This is a genomic window from Streptomyces griseoviridis (assembly GCF_005222485.1).
Taxonomy (GTDB): domain Bacteria; phylum Actinomycetota; class Actinomycetes; order Streptomycetales; family Streptomycetaceae; genus Streptomyces; species Streptomyces hintoniae.
Window position 1 is genome coordinate 4862473 of the sequence record NZ_CP029078.1, and the last position, 18241, is coordinate 4880713.

Annotated in this window: 15 protein-coding genes; 10 read left to right on the forward strand and 5 right to left on the reverse strand. The window is 73.5% G+C overall.

The window, feature by feature from the left end; genetic code table 11:
* Positions 1-65: 65 nt before the first annotated feature.
* Positions 66-758 (reverse strand): GntR family transcriptional regulator, encoded by a 693-nt coding sequence (locus DDJ31_RS20880; RefSeq protein ID WP_127178795.1) that lies wholly within the window; start codon positions 756-758, stop codon positions 66-68.
* Positions 759-950: 192 nt separating this feature from the next.
* A complete protein-coding gene (locus DDJ31_RS20885; RefSeq protein ID WP_127178794.1) occupies positions 951-2306 on the reverse strand; it encodes an aspartate aminotransferase family protein in 1356 nt (451 codons plus the stop codon).
* A 206-nt stretch (positions 2307-2512) separates the two neighbouring features.
* On the opposite strand from DDJ31_RS20885, the gene DDJ31_RS20890 reads away from it, so the two are divergent.
* Positions 2513-4648 (forward strand): serine/threonine-protein kinase, encoded by a 2136-nt coding sequence (locus tag DDJ31_RS20890; protein ID WP_127178793.1) that lies wholly within the window; start codon positions 2513-2515, stop codon positions 4646-4648.
* A gap of 107 nt (positions 4649-4755) precedes the next feature.
* Here DDJ31_RS20890 and DDJ31_RS20895 read toward each other — a convergent pair whose 3' ends face one another.
* Positions 4756-5508, reverse strand: a complete 753-nt coding sequence (locus DDJ31_RS20895; protein ID WP_127178792.1) for an SLATT domain-containing protein — start codon at positions 5506-5508, stop codon at positions 4756-4758.
* Between the two features lie 277 nt (positions 5509-5785).
* Between DDJ31_RS20895 and DDJ31_RS20900 the strand changes: the two genes are divergently transcribed.
* The 8 genes from DDJ31_RS20900 (at position 5786) to DDJ31_RS20935 (ending at position 12682) form a co-directional block, all read left to right on the forward strand.
* A complete protein-coding gene (locus DDJ31_RS20900; RefSeq protein ID WP_127178791.1) occupies positions 5786-6130 on the forward strand; it encodes a YbaB/EbfC family nucleoid-associated protein in 345 nt (114 codons plus the stop codon).
* 68 nt (positions 6131-6198) lie between these two features.
* Positions 6199-6798 (forward strand): recombination mediator RecR, encoded by a 600-nt coding sequence (gene recR, locus DDJ31_RS20905; RefSeq protein ID WP_127178790.1) that lies wholly within the window; start codon positions 6199-6201, stop codon positions 6796-6798.
* Entirely contained in the window at positions 6791-7450 is a 660-nt protein-coding gene (locus DDJ31_RS20910; protein ID WP_127178789.1) for a DUF5063 domain-containing protein, read from the forward strand. Before recR ends, DDJ31_RS20910 begins: the two co-directional genes overlap by 8 nt.
* Before the next feature lie 122 nt (positions 7451-7572).
* Complete coding sequence (locus DDJ31_RS20915) at positions 7573-7986, forward strand: SsgA family sporulation/cell division regulator (RefSeq protein ID WP_127178788.1); 414 nt, start codon at positions 7573-7575, stop codon at positions 7984-7986.
* 175 nt (positions 7987-8161) lie between these two features.
* A complete protein-coding gene (locus DDJ31_RS20920) occupies positions 8162-9439 on the forward strand; it encodes an aspartate kinase (RefSeq protein WP_127178787.1) in 1278 nt (425 codons plus the stop codon).
* Positions 9439-10497, forward strand: coding sequence for an aspartate-semialdehyde dehydrogenase (locus DDJ31_RS20925; RefSeq protein WP_127178786.1), 1059 nt, complete (start codon positions 9439-9441; stop codon positions 10495-10497). Before DDJ31_RS20920 ends, DDJ31_RS20925 begins: the two co-directional genes overlap by 1 nt.
* 503 nt (positions 10498-11000) lie before the next feature.
* Positions 11001-11576, forward strand: a complete 576-nt coding sequence (locus tag DDJ31_RS20930) for a SigE family RNA polymerase sigma factor (protein ID WP_127178785.1) — start codon at positions 11001-11003, stop codon at positions 11574-11576.
* Positions 11573-12682: a hypothetical protein gene (locus DDJ31_RS20935; protein ID WP_240678127.1), complete on the forward strand. Its 1110-nt coding sequence runs from the start codon at positions 11573-11575 to the stop codon at positions 12680-12682. Before DDJ31_RS20930 ends, DDJ31_RS20935 begins: the two co-directional genes overlap by 4 nt.
* Here the strand turns inward: DDJ31_RS20935 and DDJ31_RS20940 are convergent.
* A complete protein-coding gene (locus DDJ31_RS20940) occupies positions 12655-13473 on the reverse strand; it encodes an SURF1 family protein (RefSeq protein WP_127178784.1) in 819 nt (272 codons plus the stop codon). The genes DDJ31_RS20935 and DDJ31_RS20940 overlap by 28 nt on opposite strands.
* A gap of 146 nt (positions 13474-13619) precedes the next feature.
* Between DDJ31_RS20940 and DDJ31_RS20945 the strand changes: the two genes are divergently transcribed.
* On the forward strand, positions 13620-15479 hold the full coding sequence (locus tag DDJ31_RS20945; protein WP_127178783.1) for a S9 family peptidase: 1860 nt from the start codon (positions 13620-13622) through the stop codon (positions 15477-15479).
* Positions 15480-15962: 483 nt separating this feature from the next.
* Here the strand turns inward: DDJ31_RS20945 and DDJ31_RS20950 are convergent, their stop codons facing one another.
* Positions 15963-18116 (reverse strand): NAD-binding protein, encoded by a 2154-nt coding sequence (locus DDJ31_RS20950; RefSeq protein WP_127182675.1) that lies wholly within the window; start codon positions 18114-18116, stop codon positions 15963-15965.
* Between the last annotated feature and the right edge of the window lie 125 nt (positions 18117-18241).

Sequence of the window (18241 nt, forward strand, 5' to 3'; positions counted from 1 at the left end):
GTCGGGCACGGACCGAGACCCCCGTACCCGTTCTGCCCATTCCGGTGGCCGGATCCCCCTCGCGGTCAGCCCTCGGCGCGGCCCTCGACGAGCGCGAGCGAGTGCGCGTTGTACGCGTCGACGATGGCCCGCGCCGTCTCCGTGTCGCGGACCGCGAGCGCGTCGACGAGTTCCGTGTGCGCGGACCAGAGCCGGCCGCGCAGGTCGGTGAGGCGGCGCAGATGCTGCACCGCGCACACCCAGGACTGCACCCGCAGCCGGTTGAGGAAGTCGGCCAGATAGGTGTTGCCGAACAGGGCGCTCAACTCGCGCCAGAATCTGAGGTCGTAGCCGATCAGCACGGTCAGGTCACCGGCGAGCGCGGCCCGCTGCGCCTCCTCGCCGCGCCGTCGCACCGCGGTGAGGGCGCCGATCGCGCGGGCGTCGTCGAACAGCGAGAAGCGGGCCTGGCCCTCGTCGAGGAACTGGAACATCCCGTCGGTGACCAGGCTGCGGGCCTCCACGATCCCCCGGTAGTCGGCGACCGAGTACTCGTGCACATGGAAGCCGCGGTGGTGGTCGGCGTCGAGGAGCCCTTGCGCGGACAGGTCGACGAGGGCCTCGCGCACCGGCGTCGCGGAGACCCCGTACTGCTCGGCGATCTCCTTGACGGTGAACTCCTGCCCCGGCTGGAGCCGGCCGCCCAGCACTTCGTCACGCAGCGCATCGGCGATCTGTTGCCGCAGGGTGCTGCGGGTCACGGCGGCGTTGCCGGGCATCGTAGGGGCCCCTCATCGCTTCGGTTGGCGTGCTCGTACATGTGGGTGAGGCCCGCACCGGCTCAAGCGCCGGTCAACGACCTCGTACATGTCTACGAACAGGCCACCTTACGCGTTCGATCTCCCGCCGAATCGGCACGCGACGGTGGACGGCCGCCGGCGTCGCCGAGCGGCCGTCCGGCCCCTATGTCGTCACTCCGTGTACTCGTCGGCGACGCTGAGTGCGGCGTCCAGGCCGGCGAGGCCCTCCTTCAGCTCGGCCTCCGACACATTGCACGGCGGCACCACATGGGTGCGGTTCATGTTCACGAACGGCCACACGCCGTGCCGCTTCGCGGCGGCGGCGAACGCGGTCATCGGGGCGTTCGCCTCACCGGCCGCGTTGTAGGGCACCAGCGGCTCCCTCGTCTCCCGGTTCTTCACCAGTTCGAGCGCCCAGAACATGCCGGTCCCGCGCACCTCGCCGATGCTCGGGTGCCGGGCCGCCAGCTCCCGCAGCGCGGGCTCGACGACGCTCGCGCCGAGCCGCTTCGCGTTGTCGACGACGCCCTCCTCCGCCATCACGTTGATCGTCGCGACGGCGGCGGCACAGGCCAGCGGGTGCCCCGAGTACGTCAGACCGCCCGGGTAGGGCCGCTTGCCGAAGGTCTCCGCGATGGCGCCCGAGATGGCCACACCGCCGAGCGGCACATAGCCCGAGTTCACGCCCTTGGCGAAGGTCATCAGGTCGGGGACGACGTCGAAGAGGTCGGCGGCGAACCAGTCACCGGTGCGGCCGAACCCGGCCATCACCTCGTCCAGCACGAAGACGATCCCGTGCCGGTCGCAGATCTCCCGCACCCCGGCCAGGTAGCCGGGCGGCGGGATCATGATCCCGGCGGTGCCGGGGATCGTCTCCAGGACGATCGCGGCGACCGTCGCGGGCCCCTCGAAGGCGATCGTCGTCTCCAGGTGCTCCAGCGCCCGCGCGCACTCCTGCTCCTCGGTCTCCGCGTAGAAGCGGGAGCGGTACAGGAACGGCGCCCAGAAGTGCACGACGCCGTTGGTCGCGGTGTCGGAGGCCCAGCGGCGCGGGTCGCCCGTGAGGTTCACGGCCTGCTGGGTGCCGCCGTGGTACGAGCGGTACGCGGAGAGCACCTTGGCCCGCCCGGTGTGCAGCCTGGCCATCCGGACGGCGTGCTCGACGGCGTCCGCGCCGCCGTTGGTGAAGAAGATCTTGTCCAGGTCGCCGGGGGTGCGCTCGGCGATCAGCCGGGCCGCCTCCGACCTGGCCTCGATCGCGAAGGCGGGCGCGAAGGTGGTCAGGTGTGCGGCCTGCTCCTGGATCGCGGCGACGACCTTCGGGTGCTGGTAGCCGATGTTGGTGTAGACGAGCCCGCTGGTGAAGTCCAGGTACCGCTTGCCGTCGTAGTCCCAGAAGTAGGACCCCTCGGCGCCTGCGACGGCGAGCGGGTCGATGAGCTCCTGCGCGGACCAGGAATGGAACACGTGCGCGCGGTCCGCCGCCTTCACTGCGGCGCCGACCTCGGGGTGTGGCTGAGGGGTCATGGGCCCGAGGGTAAATGTCCGGGACCGGGACGCGACATCGGCGTCCTGTCTGCCCCTGCGGCCCGAACGCGACAGGTTGTCGCGCGTGCGGCGGCCCCGGCCGGGATCGGCCGTCCGGCGGCCGTGGACACCGGCCCGCCCGCCCTCCGGCTCATCCGATTATCGTGTGCCCTGGCGTACGGGTGCCGTTCGGGGGAGGGCCTGCGATGGAGAAGCTGAGGGCCGGGGACCCGCCCCGGATCGGGGCGTACCGGCTGCTGGGGCGGCTGGGCGGCGGGGGCATGGGCCAGGTGTATCTGGCCAGGTCGGACCGTGGCCGCACGGTCGCCGTGAAGCTGGTGCGCGGGGACCTGGCCGCGCGCGAGGAGTTCCGCGCCAGGTTCCGGCAGGAGGTGCGGGCCGCCCGGCAGGTCGGCGGCTGCTGGACGGCGCCCGTCCTGGACGCCGACACGGAGGCGCCGGTGCCGTGGGTGGCGACCGGGTACGTGGCGGGGCCGAGCCTCCAGCAGGTCGTGGGGCGCGACCACGGGGCGCTGCCCGAACGGTCGGTGCGCATCCTCGCGGCCGGGCTCGCGCAGGCGCTCATGGACATCCACGCGGCCGGGATCGTGCACCGGGACCTCAAGCCGTCCAACGTGCTGGTGACCATCGACGGGCCGCGCGTCATCGACTTCGGGATCGCCCGCGCCCTGGAGACGGTCACGGACGGCGGCCTCACCAGGACCGGCGCGCTCGTCGGCTCGCCCGGGTTCATGGCGCCCGAGCAGGTGCGCGGCGACCCGATCACGCCCGCCTGCGACATCTTCTGCCTCGGCTCGGTGCTGGCGTTCGCGGCGACCGGACGGCTGCCGTTCGGCTCGGCGAGCAGCGGCGCGCACGCCCTGATGTTCCGCATAGCCCAGGAGGAGCCCGATCTGACGGGCGTCCCCGAGACCCTCGCCGACCTCGTCCGCGCGTGTCTGCGCAAGGACCCGGCGGCCCGGCCCGTCCTGCACCGGGTCCTGGAGCGCACGGGCGCCGAGGACACGGTGGAGGGCGGCAGACTGCGGGACCCCTGGCTGCCGGCCGCCCTGGTGGCCCAACTGGGCCGCCACGCCGTCCGGTTGCTGGACACGGAGGACCCGACGGGCGCGGAGGAAGACGGAACGGGGGAGCACGGGGGCAACGAGGGCAAGGGGGACGGCGGGGGCAACGGGGAGGGCCGGGGACCGGGTTCCGGCACGGGCTCGGGCTCGGGTGCGGGTTCCGGCTCGGGTGCGGGTGCGGGTGCGGGTGCGGGTGCGGGCTCGGGTGCGGGTTCCGGCTCCGGCTCGGGTGCGGGCGTCGGCGGCGGCTCGGGTTCCGGCGCGGGCGGTGAGGTTCCGCCCGAGCACGGCTCCGCCCCCGACTCCGCGCCGCCCCCGCAGGGCGACGGCACCCCCTCGGGCCCGCCCCCCGCGGCCGGGTGGAGCGGGACCGCACCCGCGCCGGCCGCGCACCCGGCCTACGGCATCCCGCACCAGCACCCCCAGCAGCCGCAGCCGAACGGCTACGGCCACGGACCGGGCGGCTACGGCGACGGCAGCGGCAACGGATACGCGTCCGGCCAGGGCGCCACCGCTCAGGCGAACGGTTTCGGCACTCCCACGGCCCCCGGCGCCCCGGGTGTCCCCCCGGCCCACGCCACCCCCGTGAACGGCTACGGCTACCCGCACGGCCACGGCTCCCTCGGCGCCACCCCTGCCGACAGCTCGGCCGGGTACACCGGGCCGCTCCCGTCCAGCGCCCCCGCCGAGCCGCCGCGCCGCGACGGGCGGTCCACGGCCGCGCTCCTCGCCGTCGCCCTCGTCGTCGCGATCGGCGCGGGCGGCTCGGTGTACGCGCTCCTGAACGGCGGTGGCGCGACCGGCGGCACCGCACCGTCCCCGTCCGCCAGCGCGCCCGCGACCCCGGGCGGACGCTCCCCGCAGCCCTCGGCCGCCGCGTCCTCCTCGCCGTCGGGCGCGACCGACGGCGCCGTCCCCTCCGGCTACCTGGGCACCTGGACGGCCACGATCACCAACGCGGACGGCGAGAACACCCGCACGCTCACCCTCAGACAGGGCAAGGTGGGCGACACGGTCCTCTCCCTCGTCGCCGAGGGTCCCACCGCCGCCGGCGGCTACCGCTGCGTGTTCGAGGCCGAGCTGACCCGGAGACCGGGCGCCCAGGGCCCGCTGGAGATAGGCCCCTCCCTGGTCCGGTCGGGCGACTCGGGCGCCTGCACCCCGGGCGCCCCCACCGAGATCCGATTGCTGCCCGACGGCAGGCTGGAGCGGGTGAACACCAAAAGCGGCGAGAAACTGGCGTACAGCCGGGGCTGAGCGGGGCGACCCCGCCGAGGCCCCGCCCCCCCGCTCCTGCCCTCCCCGCGCTCGCCCTCCCCGCGCTCGCCCTCCCCGCGCTCCGACCGGACCGCCGTGACGTCGTCCTAGCGGGGCTCGGGCGGCCGCTGGCGGGGCATGTTGGGGCGGCCCTGCGGGGGCGGGGGCATCGGGAAGCGGTAGGGGGCGCCGGCCAGCTCCTGACGGGCGCCGGGGGCCAGCGCCGTCTGGATGCCCATCGGGGCCGAGCCGGTGCGGAACTCCACCATCCAGTCGGCCGTCTCCACCCGCACCAGCTCCGTGACGTCCTCCGAGAACCTGCGCAGCACCGCCAGGCACCGCTCCGCCGCCTCGCTCGCCGTGCCCTCGGTCGGGCCGAGCATCTCCCGCACGCTCTCCGACGCCCAGTCGAACTGGAGCACCTGGAGCCTGCGCTGCACGGCCTGCGCCGTCGCCACGTCCCGCATCCAGCCGGACGTCAGCCCGAAGAACCGGTCCACGGCCACCGACGCCACCGCCGCGAGCAGCGCCAGATAGCCCCAGGCGGCCACGCCGTCGACCACCCCGGACAGATCGAGGAGCGGCAGCGCCGCGCCCGTCACGGCGCCCGCCGAGGCCCCGGCGCGCAGCACCCGGGCGCAGCGCCGCTTCCAGACCCGGTCCGCCAGATACCAGGACGCCGTCTCCAGCGCTCCGTGCTCCACCCACCGGTACAGCTCGTGCAGCCGGTCGGCGGGCTCGCCCCAGTCGCCGAGCGGGAACGCCCGCCCGGTCAGATCGCCCGGCCGCGGCGCGGCGGTGTTCTCGTCCCGCCCGTCCTGGTGCGGCGGCCCCTCGGGCTGCATCTCCGGCTGACCCACCCGGCACTCCCAACTGGCCGATCACTCCTGGTCGGCCACCCACTGATCGGTCACCCTCTGTGACACACGATGCTCCTGTGCCGGAACCTTCCTACCGCTCAACGGGTGGCTGAGGGATCACTTTGACTGCTTTTCCGCCCAGAAGTGGGCCTTGATCAGGTATAGGCGCCGCGACCGGCTCACTCGAAAGAGTGACGGGGCGAGGCCCGCGTGGACCACGTAGGCTCGTGCCGAGCGGCAGAACGTACCGAACCCTCGCGCGCAAGGAGCTCGCATCGTGATCCCCGGTGGTGGCCAGCCCAACATGCAGCAGCTGTTGCAGCAGGCGCAGAAGATGCAGGAAGACCTGGCGCGCGCCCAGGAGGAACTGGCGCGCACCGAGGTCGAGGGCCAGGCGGGCGGCGGTCTGGTGACCGCGACCGTCAACGGCTCCGGTGAGCTGCGCGGCCTGCGGATCGACCCGAAGGCGGTCGACCCGGAGGACACCGAGACCCTCGCCGACCTGGTGGTGGCGGCCGTCCAGGCGGCCAACGAGAACGCGCAGACGCTCCAGCAGCAGAAGCTCGGCCCGCTGGCCCAGGGGCTCGGCGGCGGCAGCGGCATTCCCGGCCTGCCTTTCTAAGCAGGCCGCGGCGAACTACGGTACGTACCGTAGTTCCGTGAGGAACCCCCAGAAAGGGCGGCAGTCCGTTGTACGAAGGCGTGGTCCAGGACCTCATCGACGAGCTGGGGCGGCTGCCCGGCGTCGGTCCCAAGAGCGCGCAGCGGATCGCCTTCCACATCCTCCAGGCGGAGCCCACGGACGTACGGCGGCTCGCGCACGCCCTGCTCGAGGTCAAGGCGAAGGTCAGGTTCTGCGCGACCTGCGGGAACGTCGCGCAGGAGGAGCTGTGCAACATCTGCCGCGACAGCCGCCGCGACCGCACGGTGATCTGCGTGGTCGAGGAGCCGAAGGACGTCGTCGCGATCGAGCGGACCCGTGAGTTCCGCGGCCGCTACCACGTGCTCGGCGGCGCGATCAGCCCGATCGAGGGCGTCGGCCCCGACGACCTGCGGATACGGGAACTTCTCGCGCGGTTGGCCGACGGTTCGGTCACGGAGCTGATCCTGGCCACGGACCCCAACCTGGAGGGCGAGGCGACAGCGACGTACCTCGCCCGCATGATCAAGCCCATGGGCCTCAGGGTCACCCGCCTGGCCAGCGGCCTCCCGGTGGGTGGCGACCTGGAGTACGCGGACGAGGTGACCCTCGGACGCGCCTTCGAGGGGAGACGACTCCTAGATGTCTGACGCCACGCTGCACGCCACGACGCGGGACCCGGACGACTTCGCGGTCCAGATCGCGGACCAGGTCGAGAGTTTCCTGGTGGCCGTGACGGAGGTCGCGAAGGGGGACGAGCCCGGTTCCGCGGTTCCCTTCCTCCTGCTGGAGGTCTCCCAGCTGCTGCTGGCCGGCGGCCGTCTTGGCGCCCACGAGGACATCCTCCCGGACGAGCGCTACGAGCCCGACCTCGGTCCCGAGCAGGACGTGGACGAACTGCGCGAGAACCTCGCCAGGCTCCTCGAACCCATCGACGTCTACAGCGAGGTCTTCGACCCCTACGAGCCCCGCAAGGCGCCGGTGCCCGCCCGGATCTCCGACGACCTCGCCGACGTCATGGCCGATCTGCGCCACGGCATGGCCCACTACCGGGCGGGCCGGGTGACCGAGGCCCTGTGGTGGTGGCAGTTCTCCTACTTCTCCAACTGGGGCTCGACGGCCTCCGCGACGCTGCGCGCCCTGCACTCGATCCTGGCCCACATCCGCCTCGACCAGCCGCTGGCCGAACTGGACGGCCTGGACACCGACCAGAGCCTCGCGGACGACGCGCTCGAGGTGGAGGCGGGCCGGGTCATGGCCGAGGAGATCGCGGGCCCGCTGGGGCTGCGGCCGGTCAAGTAGCGGCCGGGCGGGCCGGTCGGGCGGGTCCCGGCGGCCCGCCGCCGACGGGTGCGTGACGCAGGTCACGTCAAGTTCTTCGCCGAATGGCGTAATTACGAGGGCCCTACCGTGCTCCAACTGGCATGCACATAACCCTGGAACAGCCCACCGGCGCCCACCTGGTCATCCGTGACGGCCAGGAGATGCCCATCCCGCTCACCCTGCGCTTCACCTCCGACGACCCGCTCGCCGTCCACGTCGACTTCCCCGCGCACGTCGCGGTCGGCGCGGAGAAGGTGACGTGGACGTTCGCCCGCGCGCTCCTCGAAGAGGGCCTCGACGCCCGCGCGGGCGTCGGCAACGTACGCATCAGGCCACGCGGCCCGCAGCGCACGGTCGTCGAACTGCACGCCCCCGAGGGCGTCGCGATGATCTGCTTCGACACGCCCGTCCTGCGCCGCTTCCTGCTGCGCTCCTACACCGTCGTCGAACCGGGCGGCGAGGCGATCGGCGCCGTCCTCGACGACGGTCTGACGGCCATGTTCGGCGCGGTGTGAGCCCGCGCCGCGGCGGCCCGGGGGGAGTGAGGTGGCCCACTTTCCGGAGTGGGCGCGTGCGCGACGGGCAGGTACCCCGGCGAGCGGGCGGGTCTCACCATGTGGCATCACAGGGGGCGATTCCGGACGCTCGGTAAACTGAGCCGACACCAACGGGACTGAGCGAGGAGCGCACGTGGGCCTTGTCGTGCAGAAGTACGGAGGCTCCTCCGTAGCCGATGCCGAGGGCATCAAGCGGGTCGCCAAGCGGATCGTGGAAGCGAAGAAGAACGGCAACCAGGTGGTTGTCGTCGTTTCCGCGATGGGCGACACGACGGACGAGCTGATCGATCTCGCCGGGCAGGTGTCACCGATGCCCGCGGGGCGCGAGTTCGACATGCTGCTGACCGCGGGGGAGCGCATCTCCATGGCGCTGCTGGCGATGGCGATCAAGAACCTGGGCCACGAGGCCCAGTCGTTCACCGGCAGCCAGGCGGGCGTGATCACCGACTCGGTCCACAACAAAGCCCGCATCATCGACGTCACGCCGGGCCGCATCCGCACGGCGCTCGACGAGGGCAACATCGCGATCGTCGCCGGGTTCCAGGGCGTGAGCCAGGACAAGAAGGACATCACCACCCTCGGCCGCGGCGGCAGCGACACCACCGCCGTCGCGCTCGCCGCCGCCCTCGACGCCGAGGTGTGCGAGATCTACACCGACGTCGACGGCGTGTTCACCGCCGACCCGCGCGTGGTGAAGAAGGCCAGGAAGATCGACTGGATCTCCTTCGAGGACATGCTGGAACTGGCCAGTTCCGGTTCCAAGGTGCTGCTCCACCGCTGTGTGGAGTACGCGCGCCGCTACAACATCCCGATCCACGTCCGCTCCTCGTTCAGCGGGTTGCAGGGCACGTGGGTCAGCAGCGAGTCGACCGAACAAGGGGACCAGAAGGTGGAGCAGGCCATCATCTCCGGTGTCGCGCACGACACCTCCGAGGCCAAGATCACGGTCGTCGGGGTGCCCGACAAGCCGGGCGAGGCCGCCGCGATCTTCCGGACCATCGCCAACGCCGAGATCAACCTCGACATGGTCGTGCAGAACGTGTCGGCGGCCGCCACCGGCCTCACCGACATCTCCTTCACCCTCCCGAAGACCGAGGGCCGCAAGGCCATCGACGCCCTGGAGCGCAACCGCCCCGGCATCGGCTTCGACTCGCTGCGCTACGACGACCAGATCGGCAAGATCTCCCTCGTCGGCGCCGGCATGAAGACCAACCCGGGCGTCACCGCGACCTTCTTCGAGGCGCTCAGCGACGCCGGGGTGAACATCGAGCTGATCTCGACCTCCGAGATCCGCATCTCGGTCGTCACCCGCGCCGACGACGTGCCCGAGGCGGTCCGCGTCGTGCACACCGCCTTCGGCCTCGACTCCGACTCGGCCGAGGCCGTCGTCTACGGAGGCACCGGACGCTGATGGAGCGGACCGGACGGCCGACGCTCGCGGTCGTGGGAGCGACCGGGGCCGTCGGCACGGTCATGCTCGAAATCCTGTCCCAGCACGCCGACATCTGGGGCGAGATCCGCCTGGTCGCCTCACCGCGTTCGGCCGGCCGCAAGCTGGCCGTGCGCGGCGAACAGGTCGAGGTGAGCGCCCTCGCCGAAGAGGTCTTCGACGGCGTCGACATCGCGATGTTCGACGTGCCCGACGAGGTCGCCGCCGTGTGGGCGCCGATCGCCGTCGCCAAGGGCGCCGTGGTGGTCGACAACTCCGGCGCCTTCCGGATGGACCCGGACGTCCCGCTGGTGGTCCCCGAGGTCAACGCCCATGCCGCCAGGCGCCGTCCGCGCGGCATCGTCGCCACCCCCAACTGCACCACGCTGTCGATGATCGTCGCCCTGGGCGCGCTGCACGCCGAGTTCGGGCTGCGCGAACTCGTCGTCTCCTCCTACCAGGCGGTGAGCGGCGCGGGCCGGGCCGGCGTCGACGCGCTGCGCCGGCAGCTGTCCCTGGTCGCGGGCACCGACCTCGGCACCAGGCCGGGCGACGTGCGGCGGGCCGTCGGCGACGACACCGGGCCGTTCCCCGAGCCGGTCGCCCTCAACGTCGTCCCGTGGGCCGGGTCGCTCCGCGAGGACGGCTGGTCGTCGGAGGAGATGAAGGTGCGGGACGAGTCCCGCAAGATCCTCGGCCTGCCGAAGCTGCCGGTCGCCGTGACCTGCGTGCGGGTCCCGGTCCTCACCACGCACTCGCTCACCGTGCACGCCCGCTTCGAGGACGAGGTCACCGTCGAGGGGGCCCGCGAGATCCTCGCCACCGCCCCCGGGGTCGTCCTCTTCGACAACCCGGCCGCCGGTGAGTTCCCCACCCCGGCCGACGTGACGGGCACCGACCCGACCTGGGTCGGCCGGGTCCGCCGGGCGCTCGACGATCCGACCGCCCTCGAACTCTTCGTGTGCGGCGACAACCTGCGCAAGGGCTCCGCCCTCAACACCACCCAGATCGCGGAGTCGTTGGCGGCCGAGACCCGCTGACGCACGGGGCGCCCGGACCGCCGTCCGGGGCGCCCCCGCACCGTAAATGCCCTGGCCAGTCATGCGATCATTTGTAGGATCCATGTGAAGTGTGAGCCGGAAGATGGTCCGGACCACTTGTGACGGACTGTCCGGGCAACCGAAGATTTCCTTCCCCGCTCTCGCAACCGCGCGAAGGCCGGGAGCGTCTTTGCGGTCGTCCTTCACGGGGGCGCGCGGATGCGCGGTCACGGGGCGTGGGGACGCCCCGTTTTCAGGACACAGGGGAAAGAACGGGTGGCCATGAGGGCGTTCGACGCACGGTCGATTCTGCTGCCTGACAGAAGAGGGCGGGTGAACGCGCACCGGACGAGAGTGACGCTCGGCACGTACAACCCTCACGGGGGGAAGCGCGTCCAACTGGCGTGGCTGAGGTTCTCGACTTTCCAGCGGGCGCACGCGGCACGGCCCTCCGGCCGCCGCGGCGGCCCCTCCGACCCCGTGTGCCCGGTGCGCCCGGCGGCATGCCGGTGATCGCGCCGATGCCCGCAGCGCGCCCCGCCCCCATCCCAGGCCAGCGTGACGGCGCCGACGACACCGTCGCGGCCGGCACCACCGTCGACCACCTCACCGAGACGTACCGGGCGCACTACCGCTCGCTGCTCGGTCTGGCGGCCCTCCTCCTCGACGACACCGCGTCCTGCGAGGACGTCGTCCAGGAGGCGTTCATCCGCGTGCACTCCGCGCGCAAACGCGTCCGCGACCCCGAGAAGACCCTCGCCTACCTGCGCCAGACGGTCGTCAACCTCTCCCGCTCCGCGCTGCGCCGCCGCATCCTCGGCCTGAAGCTGCTCTCCAAGCCGATGCCGGACATGGCGAGCGCGGAGGAGGGCGCCTACGACCTGCTGGAGCGCGACTCCCTGATCAAGGCGATGAAGGGCCTCCAGCGCCGGCAGCGCGAGGTCCTCGTCCTGCGCTACTTCGCGGACATGACGGAGGCCCAGGTCGCCGAGACGCTCGGCCTCTCGCTCGGCTCCGTGAAGGCGTACGGCTCGCGCGGCATAGCCGCCCTCCGGATAGCCATGGAGGCACCGGTATGAGCGGCGGGACCTCCCCCGACCACGACGACGACAGCCCATCGCAGGCAGGGAACCCCACCGTGAACGACAGCGCCGACGAACAGAGCCCGGACGGGCTCGGCTCGGACGAGCTGGCACTGCGCAGGATGCTCCACGAGGCGGTGCGGACGGTCGAACCGGCCGACGGCACCCTCGACCACCTCAGGCGCGCGGTGCCCGCCCGGCGGACCCGCAAGCGGCACGCCGCCATCGGCATGGCCGCCGCCGCCCTCTTCGTCGGCACCGCCGTCCCGGCCCTGCTGCACGTCTCCGGGGTGACCGACTCCGACGTCGACCCGTCCGTCGCCGGACAGGCCTCCCGCACCCCGGGCGAACAGGACCGCGGCAAGGACAAGGACGGCGAGGGCCGCAAGGGCGGCGCCGACTCCGAGAAGGCCGAGAGCGGCGGCGACCAGGGCGACAAGGCCGGAGACAAGGGCAAGGACACCGGCACGGGCAAGGGCGGCACCGGGGGCACCGGATCCGGCACGGCCGGCACGGCGAGCGCCGCTCAGTGCACGGCCGACCAGCTCGGCTCGGCGACCCAGAACACCGAGGCGCCCGACTCCGTGGGCACCGTGTACGGCACGTTCCGCGTCTACAACGTCTCCGCCACCACCTGCACGGTCAGCGGCGCGGGCACCGTCAGCACCCTCGCGCAGGGCGCGGCGGACGGCGCCAAGGTGACGACGGCCAGGCACACGGCGGGCGACGCGGCGGCCGGCCTGCCCGACCCGGCGGGCGAGGTCACCTTCGTGTCGCTGAAGCCGGGCGACGCGTACGCCGTCCGGTTCGCCTGGGTGCCCTCCGAGACCTGTCCGACCACGGGCGGCAGCGGCGGCACCGACACCGGCGGCTCCTCACCCGAGCCCACCCCGAGCGAGGGCGCGGGCGGCGGTCCGGGCACCACGGCCGGCGGCACCGACAGCAGCGGCCTCAGCGGCCAGTTCCTCACCGAGGACGGCACCGCCGACGGCAGCGTCGTCGTCTCGCACACCGCGCCGACCGGATCGCCGACGGTCTCGGTGACGGTGGGCAACGCGTGCGCGGGCACCGTCTACTACACGGGACTGCTCACCGGGGTCTGAGCCGCGGGCTCCGCCCCGTCGTCCGGCTGCTGCCCCTCGGCGATGCCCATCTCGGCGTCCCGCAGGAACTCCACCTCGCGGCGCAGCAGCCGGAACCACATGAAGACGACGAACCCGGCGAAGACGAACCACTCGCCGGTGTAGCCGAGGTTCTGGAACGCCTTCAGGTCGAGGCCGGTGTTCTGCGGGGCCGCCGCCGGGACGGCCGTCATCCCGGAGTCGGCGGTGGTGAGAGTGATCCAGGCGTCGTACACGTGGTACGGCACCAGGTTGATCAGGGAGCCCGAGCTGATCGCCGCGGTCTGCCCGGCCGGCAGCCCGCCCGCCGCGCTCACCCCGTTGTCGCCCGGCGTCTCGGACGCCTGGAGGGCACCGGTGACCGTCACCTCCCCGGTGGGGGCGGCCGGGGCCTTCGCCGCGTCGGCCCGGCCCGGCAGCCAGCCCCTGACGACCGGCAGGGCACGGCCGTCGTCGGTGCGCAGCAGCGTCAGCACGTAGAAGCCCTTGCGGCCGGCCAGCTCGCGGTCGGGGACCAGGAGCTGCTCGCCGTAGCGGCCGGTCGCGGTGGCGGTCGCGCCGGACGTCGCCTGGTCGACGGGGAGCAGGTCCCGCAGCGGCCTCGCGGGGCTCCGCGCGGCCTCGGAGACCTGCGCGTCGGCCCGGTCGTGGGCCTGCACCCGGTCCTCGAACCGGCTCAGCTGCCAGGACCCCATGAAGACGCAGAAGGGGATGGCGAGCAGCACGAAGACGTTGATTCCCCACCAGCGCGGTGTCAGCAGAAACCGGTACACACCCCCAAAGGTACGGGGCCGCCGCCCGGCGCCGGGGCGCGGGGTCCCGGGCCGGGAGCGCCGATCAGGTAAGCGACCGGTAGAAGTTGTCCACAGGCTGGGGACCTGACCAGTGAATTGTCCGTGCGGGCGGGCAAGATGGGGCCATGACTGACAGCAACGGGCCGGCAGCACCGGATGAGCGGGACCAGCACGACGAGCACGACCAGCGGGTGGGGCACGAGGTGGTGCCGGACTGGGAGAAGCGCTTCCGCGCCCCCCGGGTGTCGCTGCCCGACTGGGCGGAGGACGCGCCGGACCACGCCCTGTTCGTGTCGAACGCGACGGGCACCTACGAGCTGTACGCCTGGGACCGGGCGACGGGCGGCCAGCGCCAGGTGACCGACCGCCCGAACGGCACCACGGACGGCCTGCTGTCCCCCGACGGCGCCTGGATCTGGTGGTTCGACGACAAGGACGGCGACGAGTTCGGCGTCTGGCGCCGCCAGCCCTTCACCGGCGGCCCCGACGACCTCGCGGCACCGGGCCTCGACGCCTCGTACCCGGCCGGCCTCGCCCTCGGCCGTGACGGCCGCACCGCCGTCGTCGGCCGCTCGACCGACGAGGACGGGACGACGATCCACCTCGTCCGCGACGGCGAGGACCCGGTGGAGATCTACCGCCACCGCGAGTCGGCGGGCGTCGGCGACCTCTCCCACGACGGCACCCTGATCGCCATCGAGCACACCGAGCACGGCGACGCCATGCACTCCGCGCTGCGCGTCCTGCGCCCCGACGGCACCGCCGTCGCCGACCTGGACGACACCCGCGGCGGCACCGAGGAACTGGGCCTGGAGATCCTCGGCTTCGCACCGGTCGCAGGCGACACCAGGCTGCTCATCGGCCACCAGCGGCGCGGCCGCTGGGAACCCCTGGTGTGGGACGTCGCGACGGGCGAGCAGACCGACCTGGCCCTCGAACTGCCGGGCGACGTGAGCGCCGAGTGGTACCCGGACGGCTCGGGCCTGCTGATCGTGCACGGCTTCGAGGCCCGCAGCGAGATGTTCCGCTACGACCTCGCGTCCGGCGTCCCCGAGCGGATCGCCACCCCGCCCGGCACGGTGTCGGGGGCGACGGCCCGCCCCGACGGCAGCGTGGAGTACCTGTGGTCGTCGGCCGAGCGGCCCTCCGCGGTCCGCTCGACCAACGGCGGGACCGTCCTCGACCCGCCGGGCCTGAAGTCCCCGGGATCGGTGCCCGTCGAGGACGTGTGGGTGGAGGGACCGGGCGGCCGCATCCACGCCCTGGTCCAGAAGCCGGCCGGCGCGACGGGCCCGCTCCCGACCGTCTTCGACATCCACGGCGGCCCGACCTGGCACGACAGCGACGCGTTCGCGGCCAACCCGGCGGCCTGGGTCGACCACGGCTACGCGGTGGTCCGCGTCAACTACCGCGGCTCCACCGGGTACGGCCGCGCCTGGACGGACGCCCTGAAGCACCGGGTCGGCCTGATCGAGCTGGAGGACATCGAGGCGGTGCGCGCCTGGGCGGTCTCCTCGGGCCTCGCCGACCCCGCCCGGCTGATCCTCACCGGCGGCTCCTGGGGCGGCTACCTCACCCTGCTCGGCCTCGGCGTCCAGCCGGACGCGTGGGCGCTGGGCATCGCGGTGGTGCCGGTGGCGGACTACGTCACGGCCTACCACGACGAGATGGAGGCGCTGAAGGCGATGGACCGCACCCTCCTCGGCGGCACCCCCGAGGAGGTGCCCGACCGCTTCGAGGCGTCGTCACCGCTGACGTACGTGGACCAGGTGAAGGCGCCGGTCTACATCTCGGCGGGCGTCAACGACCCGCGCTGCCCGATCCGCCAGATCGAGAACTACGTCGACCGCCTGGAGGCGAGGGACGCGGTGCACGAGGTGTACCGGTACGACGCGGGCCACGGCTCCCTGGTGGTCGACGAACGGATCAAGCAGGTCCGACTTGAACTGGAGTTCGCGGAGCGGCACTTGGGGGCGGGGGAGTGAGGGTGGGGGAGTGAGGGGGGAGTGAGGGGGGTGGGGGAGTGACGGGGGTGGGGTGAGCGGGGGAGTGGCCTGGTCAGGGGGTCCGGCGGGGGTGCGGCTGGTCAGGGGGTGCCGGTGGGGGAGTGGCCTTGGCGGGGTGAGTGGGCGGGGGCGCGGCCTGGTCAGGGGTGTCGGTGGGGGCGGGGGGAGTGGCCTTGGCGGGGTGAGCGGGCGGGGCGCGGCCTGGTCAGGGGGTGCCAGCGGAGGCCGGGTCTGCGGGACGGCGGTGCGGGGTGCCCGGTGGGCCCGGGGGCGCCGGGTGCGAGGGATGCGGGGTGCGAGGGATGCGGGGTGCGAGGGATGCGGGGTGCGAGGGCGCGGGGGTTGAGCACGGGCGTGGGGGCGTGAGCAGGGGTGGGGGCGTGGGTGCCGGGGTGGGGGTGGCCGCCGCTCGGGGCCGCTGCCTGAGCTGGGCCGGGTGGTGCGGGCACGGGGGAGGCCGGTTCAGAGGCGGAACGGGGGTCTGGGGGCGGGCGCACCCGGGACGTCCCTGCGGCGCCGTCCGAGCAGCTCCGCGAGCCCGCGCCGGGTGGCGGCGAGCACCACCCGGTCGGTGCTCCGCAGGACATAGGTGTCCGGCAGATCCCACACCAGCCCGGACGCCCCCGCGCCACCGTCCCGGGACGGGCTCCGACCGGCCGTCCGACCACCGGGACCGGTCCCGTCCCGCCGCCGGTCCTGGCCGCCGCGGACTCCCGACCCCGCCGGGCTCCCCGAGCCTCCAGATCCCCCGGCACCCCCGGTTCCCCCGGCACCCCCGGTCCCCCCGGCGTCTCCCGCACCCCCCGCGCCGCCGTGGCCGCCCGCGCCCCGTGCGTCTCCTGAACCCCCCGGGTCCCCCGCACCCCCCTGACCGTCCGCCGCGTCGGTGTCCGACACCCTCGTGTCGAGCGCCAGCACCCGCCAGGCGCCCGCCCGGAACGCCTCGGCGACGGTCCTGCCCTCCAGCTGCGGATGCCCGCCCACCTCCACCGCGGCGAACAGCAGCACCCGCCGCTCCACCGGGATCGCGCCCAGGATCTGCCGCCCCATCATCGCCCCGGCGAACGCGGGGGCGGCCAGATGGGAGACGCTTCGGCTGCGCGTGGACGCGCCGGGATGGGCGGCCCGCAGGGTGCGGTACACGGCCGTCGCGAAGTCGTCGTCGTAGAGCCGCAGCACCACCCGCAGATCGGGCCGCACGGACCGCCCGTACAGCACCGCCTCCAGGTTCGTGGTGTCGGAACTGGTCACGGCGAGCAGCCCGTGCGCCCGCTGGATCTTCGCCGCCTCCAGTACCCCCTCCTGCGTGACGTCCCCGAGCACGACCGGCACCCGCAGCCGCCGCGCGGTGGCCATCCCGCGCGCCTCCGGGTCGGACTCGACGCACACGACGGGGATGTCCAGCTCCCGCAGCCGGGTCAGCACCCGGGTGCCGATCTTCCCGAGCCCGAGCAGCACGACATGCCCGCTGAGCCCGCGCGGCGGCTTCCGCAGCGTGGAGGCGGTCCTGAAGGTGCCGAGCGCCTCGAGGACGGCGGCGAGCAACACCGGCAGCAGCAGCAACCCCATGAGCCCGGACAGGAGTTGGAGGATCTGCCGGCCCAGCGAGTCGCCGATCGCGGGGTCGTCGATGGCGAAGAGGTCGAGGAGGGTGAGGTAGAAGGCGCTCACCGGGTGCATGTCGGTGACCAGCGACAGGGAGACGGCGAGCGCGACCACGCAGGCCACGAGCCCGGCCAGCGACCAGCGCAGCCGCCGCGAGAAGAGGGAGGCCAGCGGCGGCACCGAGGCCACCCGGGGCGCGGGCGACGAGGCCCCCGAGTAGGACACGTGCTCCAGCACCAGCGCCCCGCGCCCGGCGCCCGCCCGCACGGTCGCCGCGTCGGGCAGCAGCAACGGCCCCTGGTCGCCGTCGCTGACGCCGTTGTCGTTACCGGCCGCGGACAGCAGCGCGAGGGTGGCGGTGCCGGGGTGCACGGCGTGCCCGTGGCTGCCCGGCTGCCGTTCGACGGCCCGCAGCAGCAGCCCGTCGGTCTGGACGATCTTGCTGGTCCCGGCGACGGCGGTGGCGGCCAGCGCGGGGGCCGCCGTGTCGGCGTCGGAGAGGACGGTGGTGGAGGCGTCGACCCCGAGATCGGCCCCGGCGTCGGGCCCGCCGATCGCCAACGTGGAGGCCTGGTCGAGGAGTTCCTCGATGTGCTGGCCCAACCGCCGGTTGTAGAGCCGCAGGACGAGACGGAGCCGGGGGTTGAGCCGACGGGCGGTGAGCGCGGCCCGGATGTTGGTCTCGTCGTCCTCGTAGACGAGGGCCAGCGCGGCGGCCCGCTCCACACCCGCCTCGGCGAGCGTGACCTCCGTCAACTCGGCGATCTCCAGGACCCGTTCACCGGTCCCGGCGGACGGCTCGGGGGCGCCGACTCCGGTACCGCCCCGGTTGACGGCGGCGTTGACCACCCGGTCGAGCAGCGCGGCGGTGGTGGCACGGGCCCGCCCGACCACGGGAGGGCCCGCCGCGCGCTCGGAGGGCGGTACGACGAGCGTGACCTGTTCGCCGTACACACCCCGGAGTTCGGCGGCGAGCCGGCGCGCGAGACCGTCGTCGCCGCACACCACCATGTGCGCGGACATGTCGCCACCGGGCGCGGTCTGATTCGGAAGGGTCGCCACGAGGGAAAAGACTGCCGCACGGTGACGAGTGGTTCCAGACGCTGAGACATCACCCCGTGCCCGACGTAATGCAG

Coding starts and splice junctions, on each gene's coding strand:
- DDJ31_RS20950 (WP_127182675.1), bottom strand. CDS start 18,116: ATGGTGGTGTGCGGCGACGACGGTCTCGCGCGCCGGCTCGCCGCCGAA.
- DDJ31_RS20885 (WP_127178794.1), bottom strand. CDS start 2,306: ATGACCCCTCAGCCACACCCCGAGGTCGGCGCCGCAGTGAAGGCGGCG.
- DDJ31_RS20890 (WP_127178793.1), top strand. CDS start 2,513: ATGGAGAAGCTGAGGGCCGGGGACCCGCCCCGGATCGGGGCGTACCGG.
- DDJ31_RS20910 (WP_127178789.1), top strand. CDS start 6,791: ATGTCTGACGCCACGCTGCACGCCACGACGCGGGACCCGGACGACTTC.
- DDJ31_RS20935 (WP_240678127.1), top strand. CDS start 11,573: ATGAGCGGCGGGACCTCCCCCGACCACGACGACGACAGCCCATCGCAG.
- DDJ31_RS20945 (WP_127178783.1), top strand. CDS start 13,620: ATGACTGACAGCAACGGGCCGGCAGCACCGGATGAGCGGGACCAGCAC.
- DDJ31_RS20880 (WP_127178795.1), bottom strand. CDS start 758: ATGCCCGGCAACGCCGCCGTGACCCGCAGCACCCTGCGGCAACAGATC.
- DDJ31_RS20915 (WP_127178788.1), top strand. CDS start 7,573: ATGCACATAACCCTGGAACAGCCCACCGGCGCCCACCTGGTCATCCGT.
- DDJ31_RS20930 (WP_127178785.1), top strand. CDS start 11,001: ATGCCGGTGATCGCGCCGATGCCCGCAGCGCGCCCCGCCCCCATCCCA.
- DDJ31_RS20925 (WP_127178786.1), top strand. CDS start 9,439: ATGGAGCGGACCGGACGGCCGACGCTCGCGGTCGTGGGAGCGACCGGG.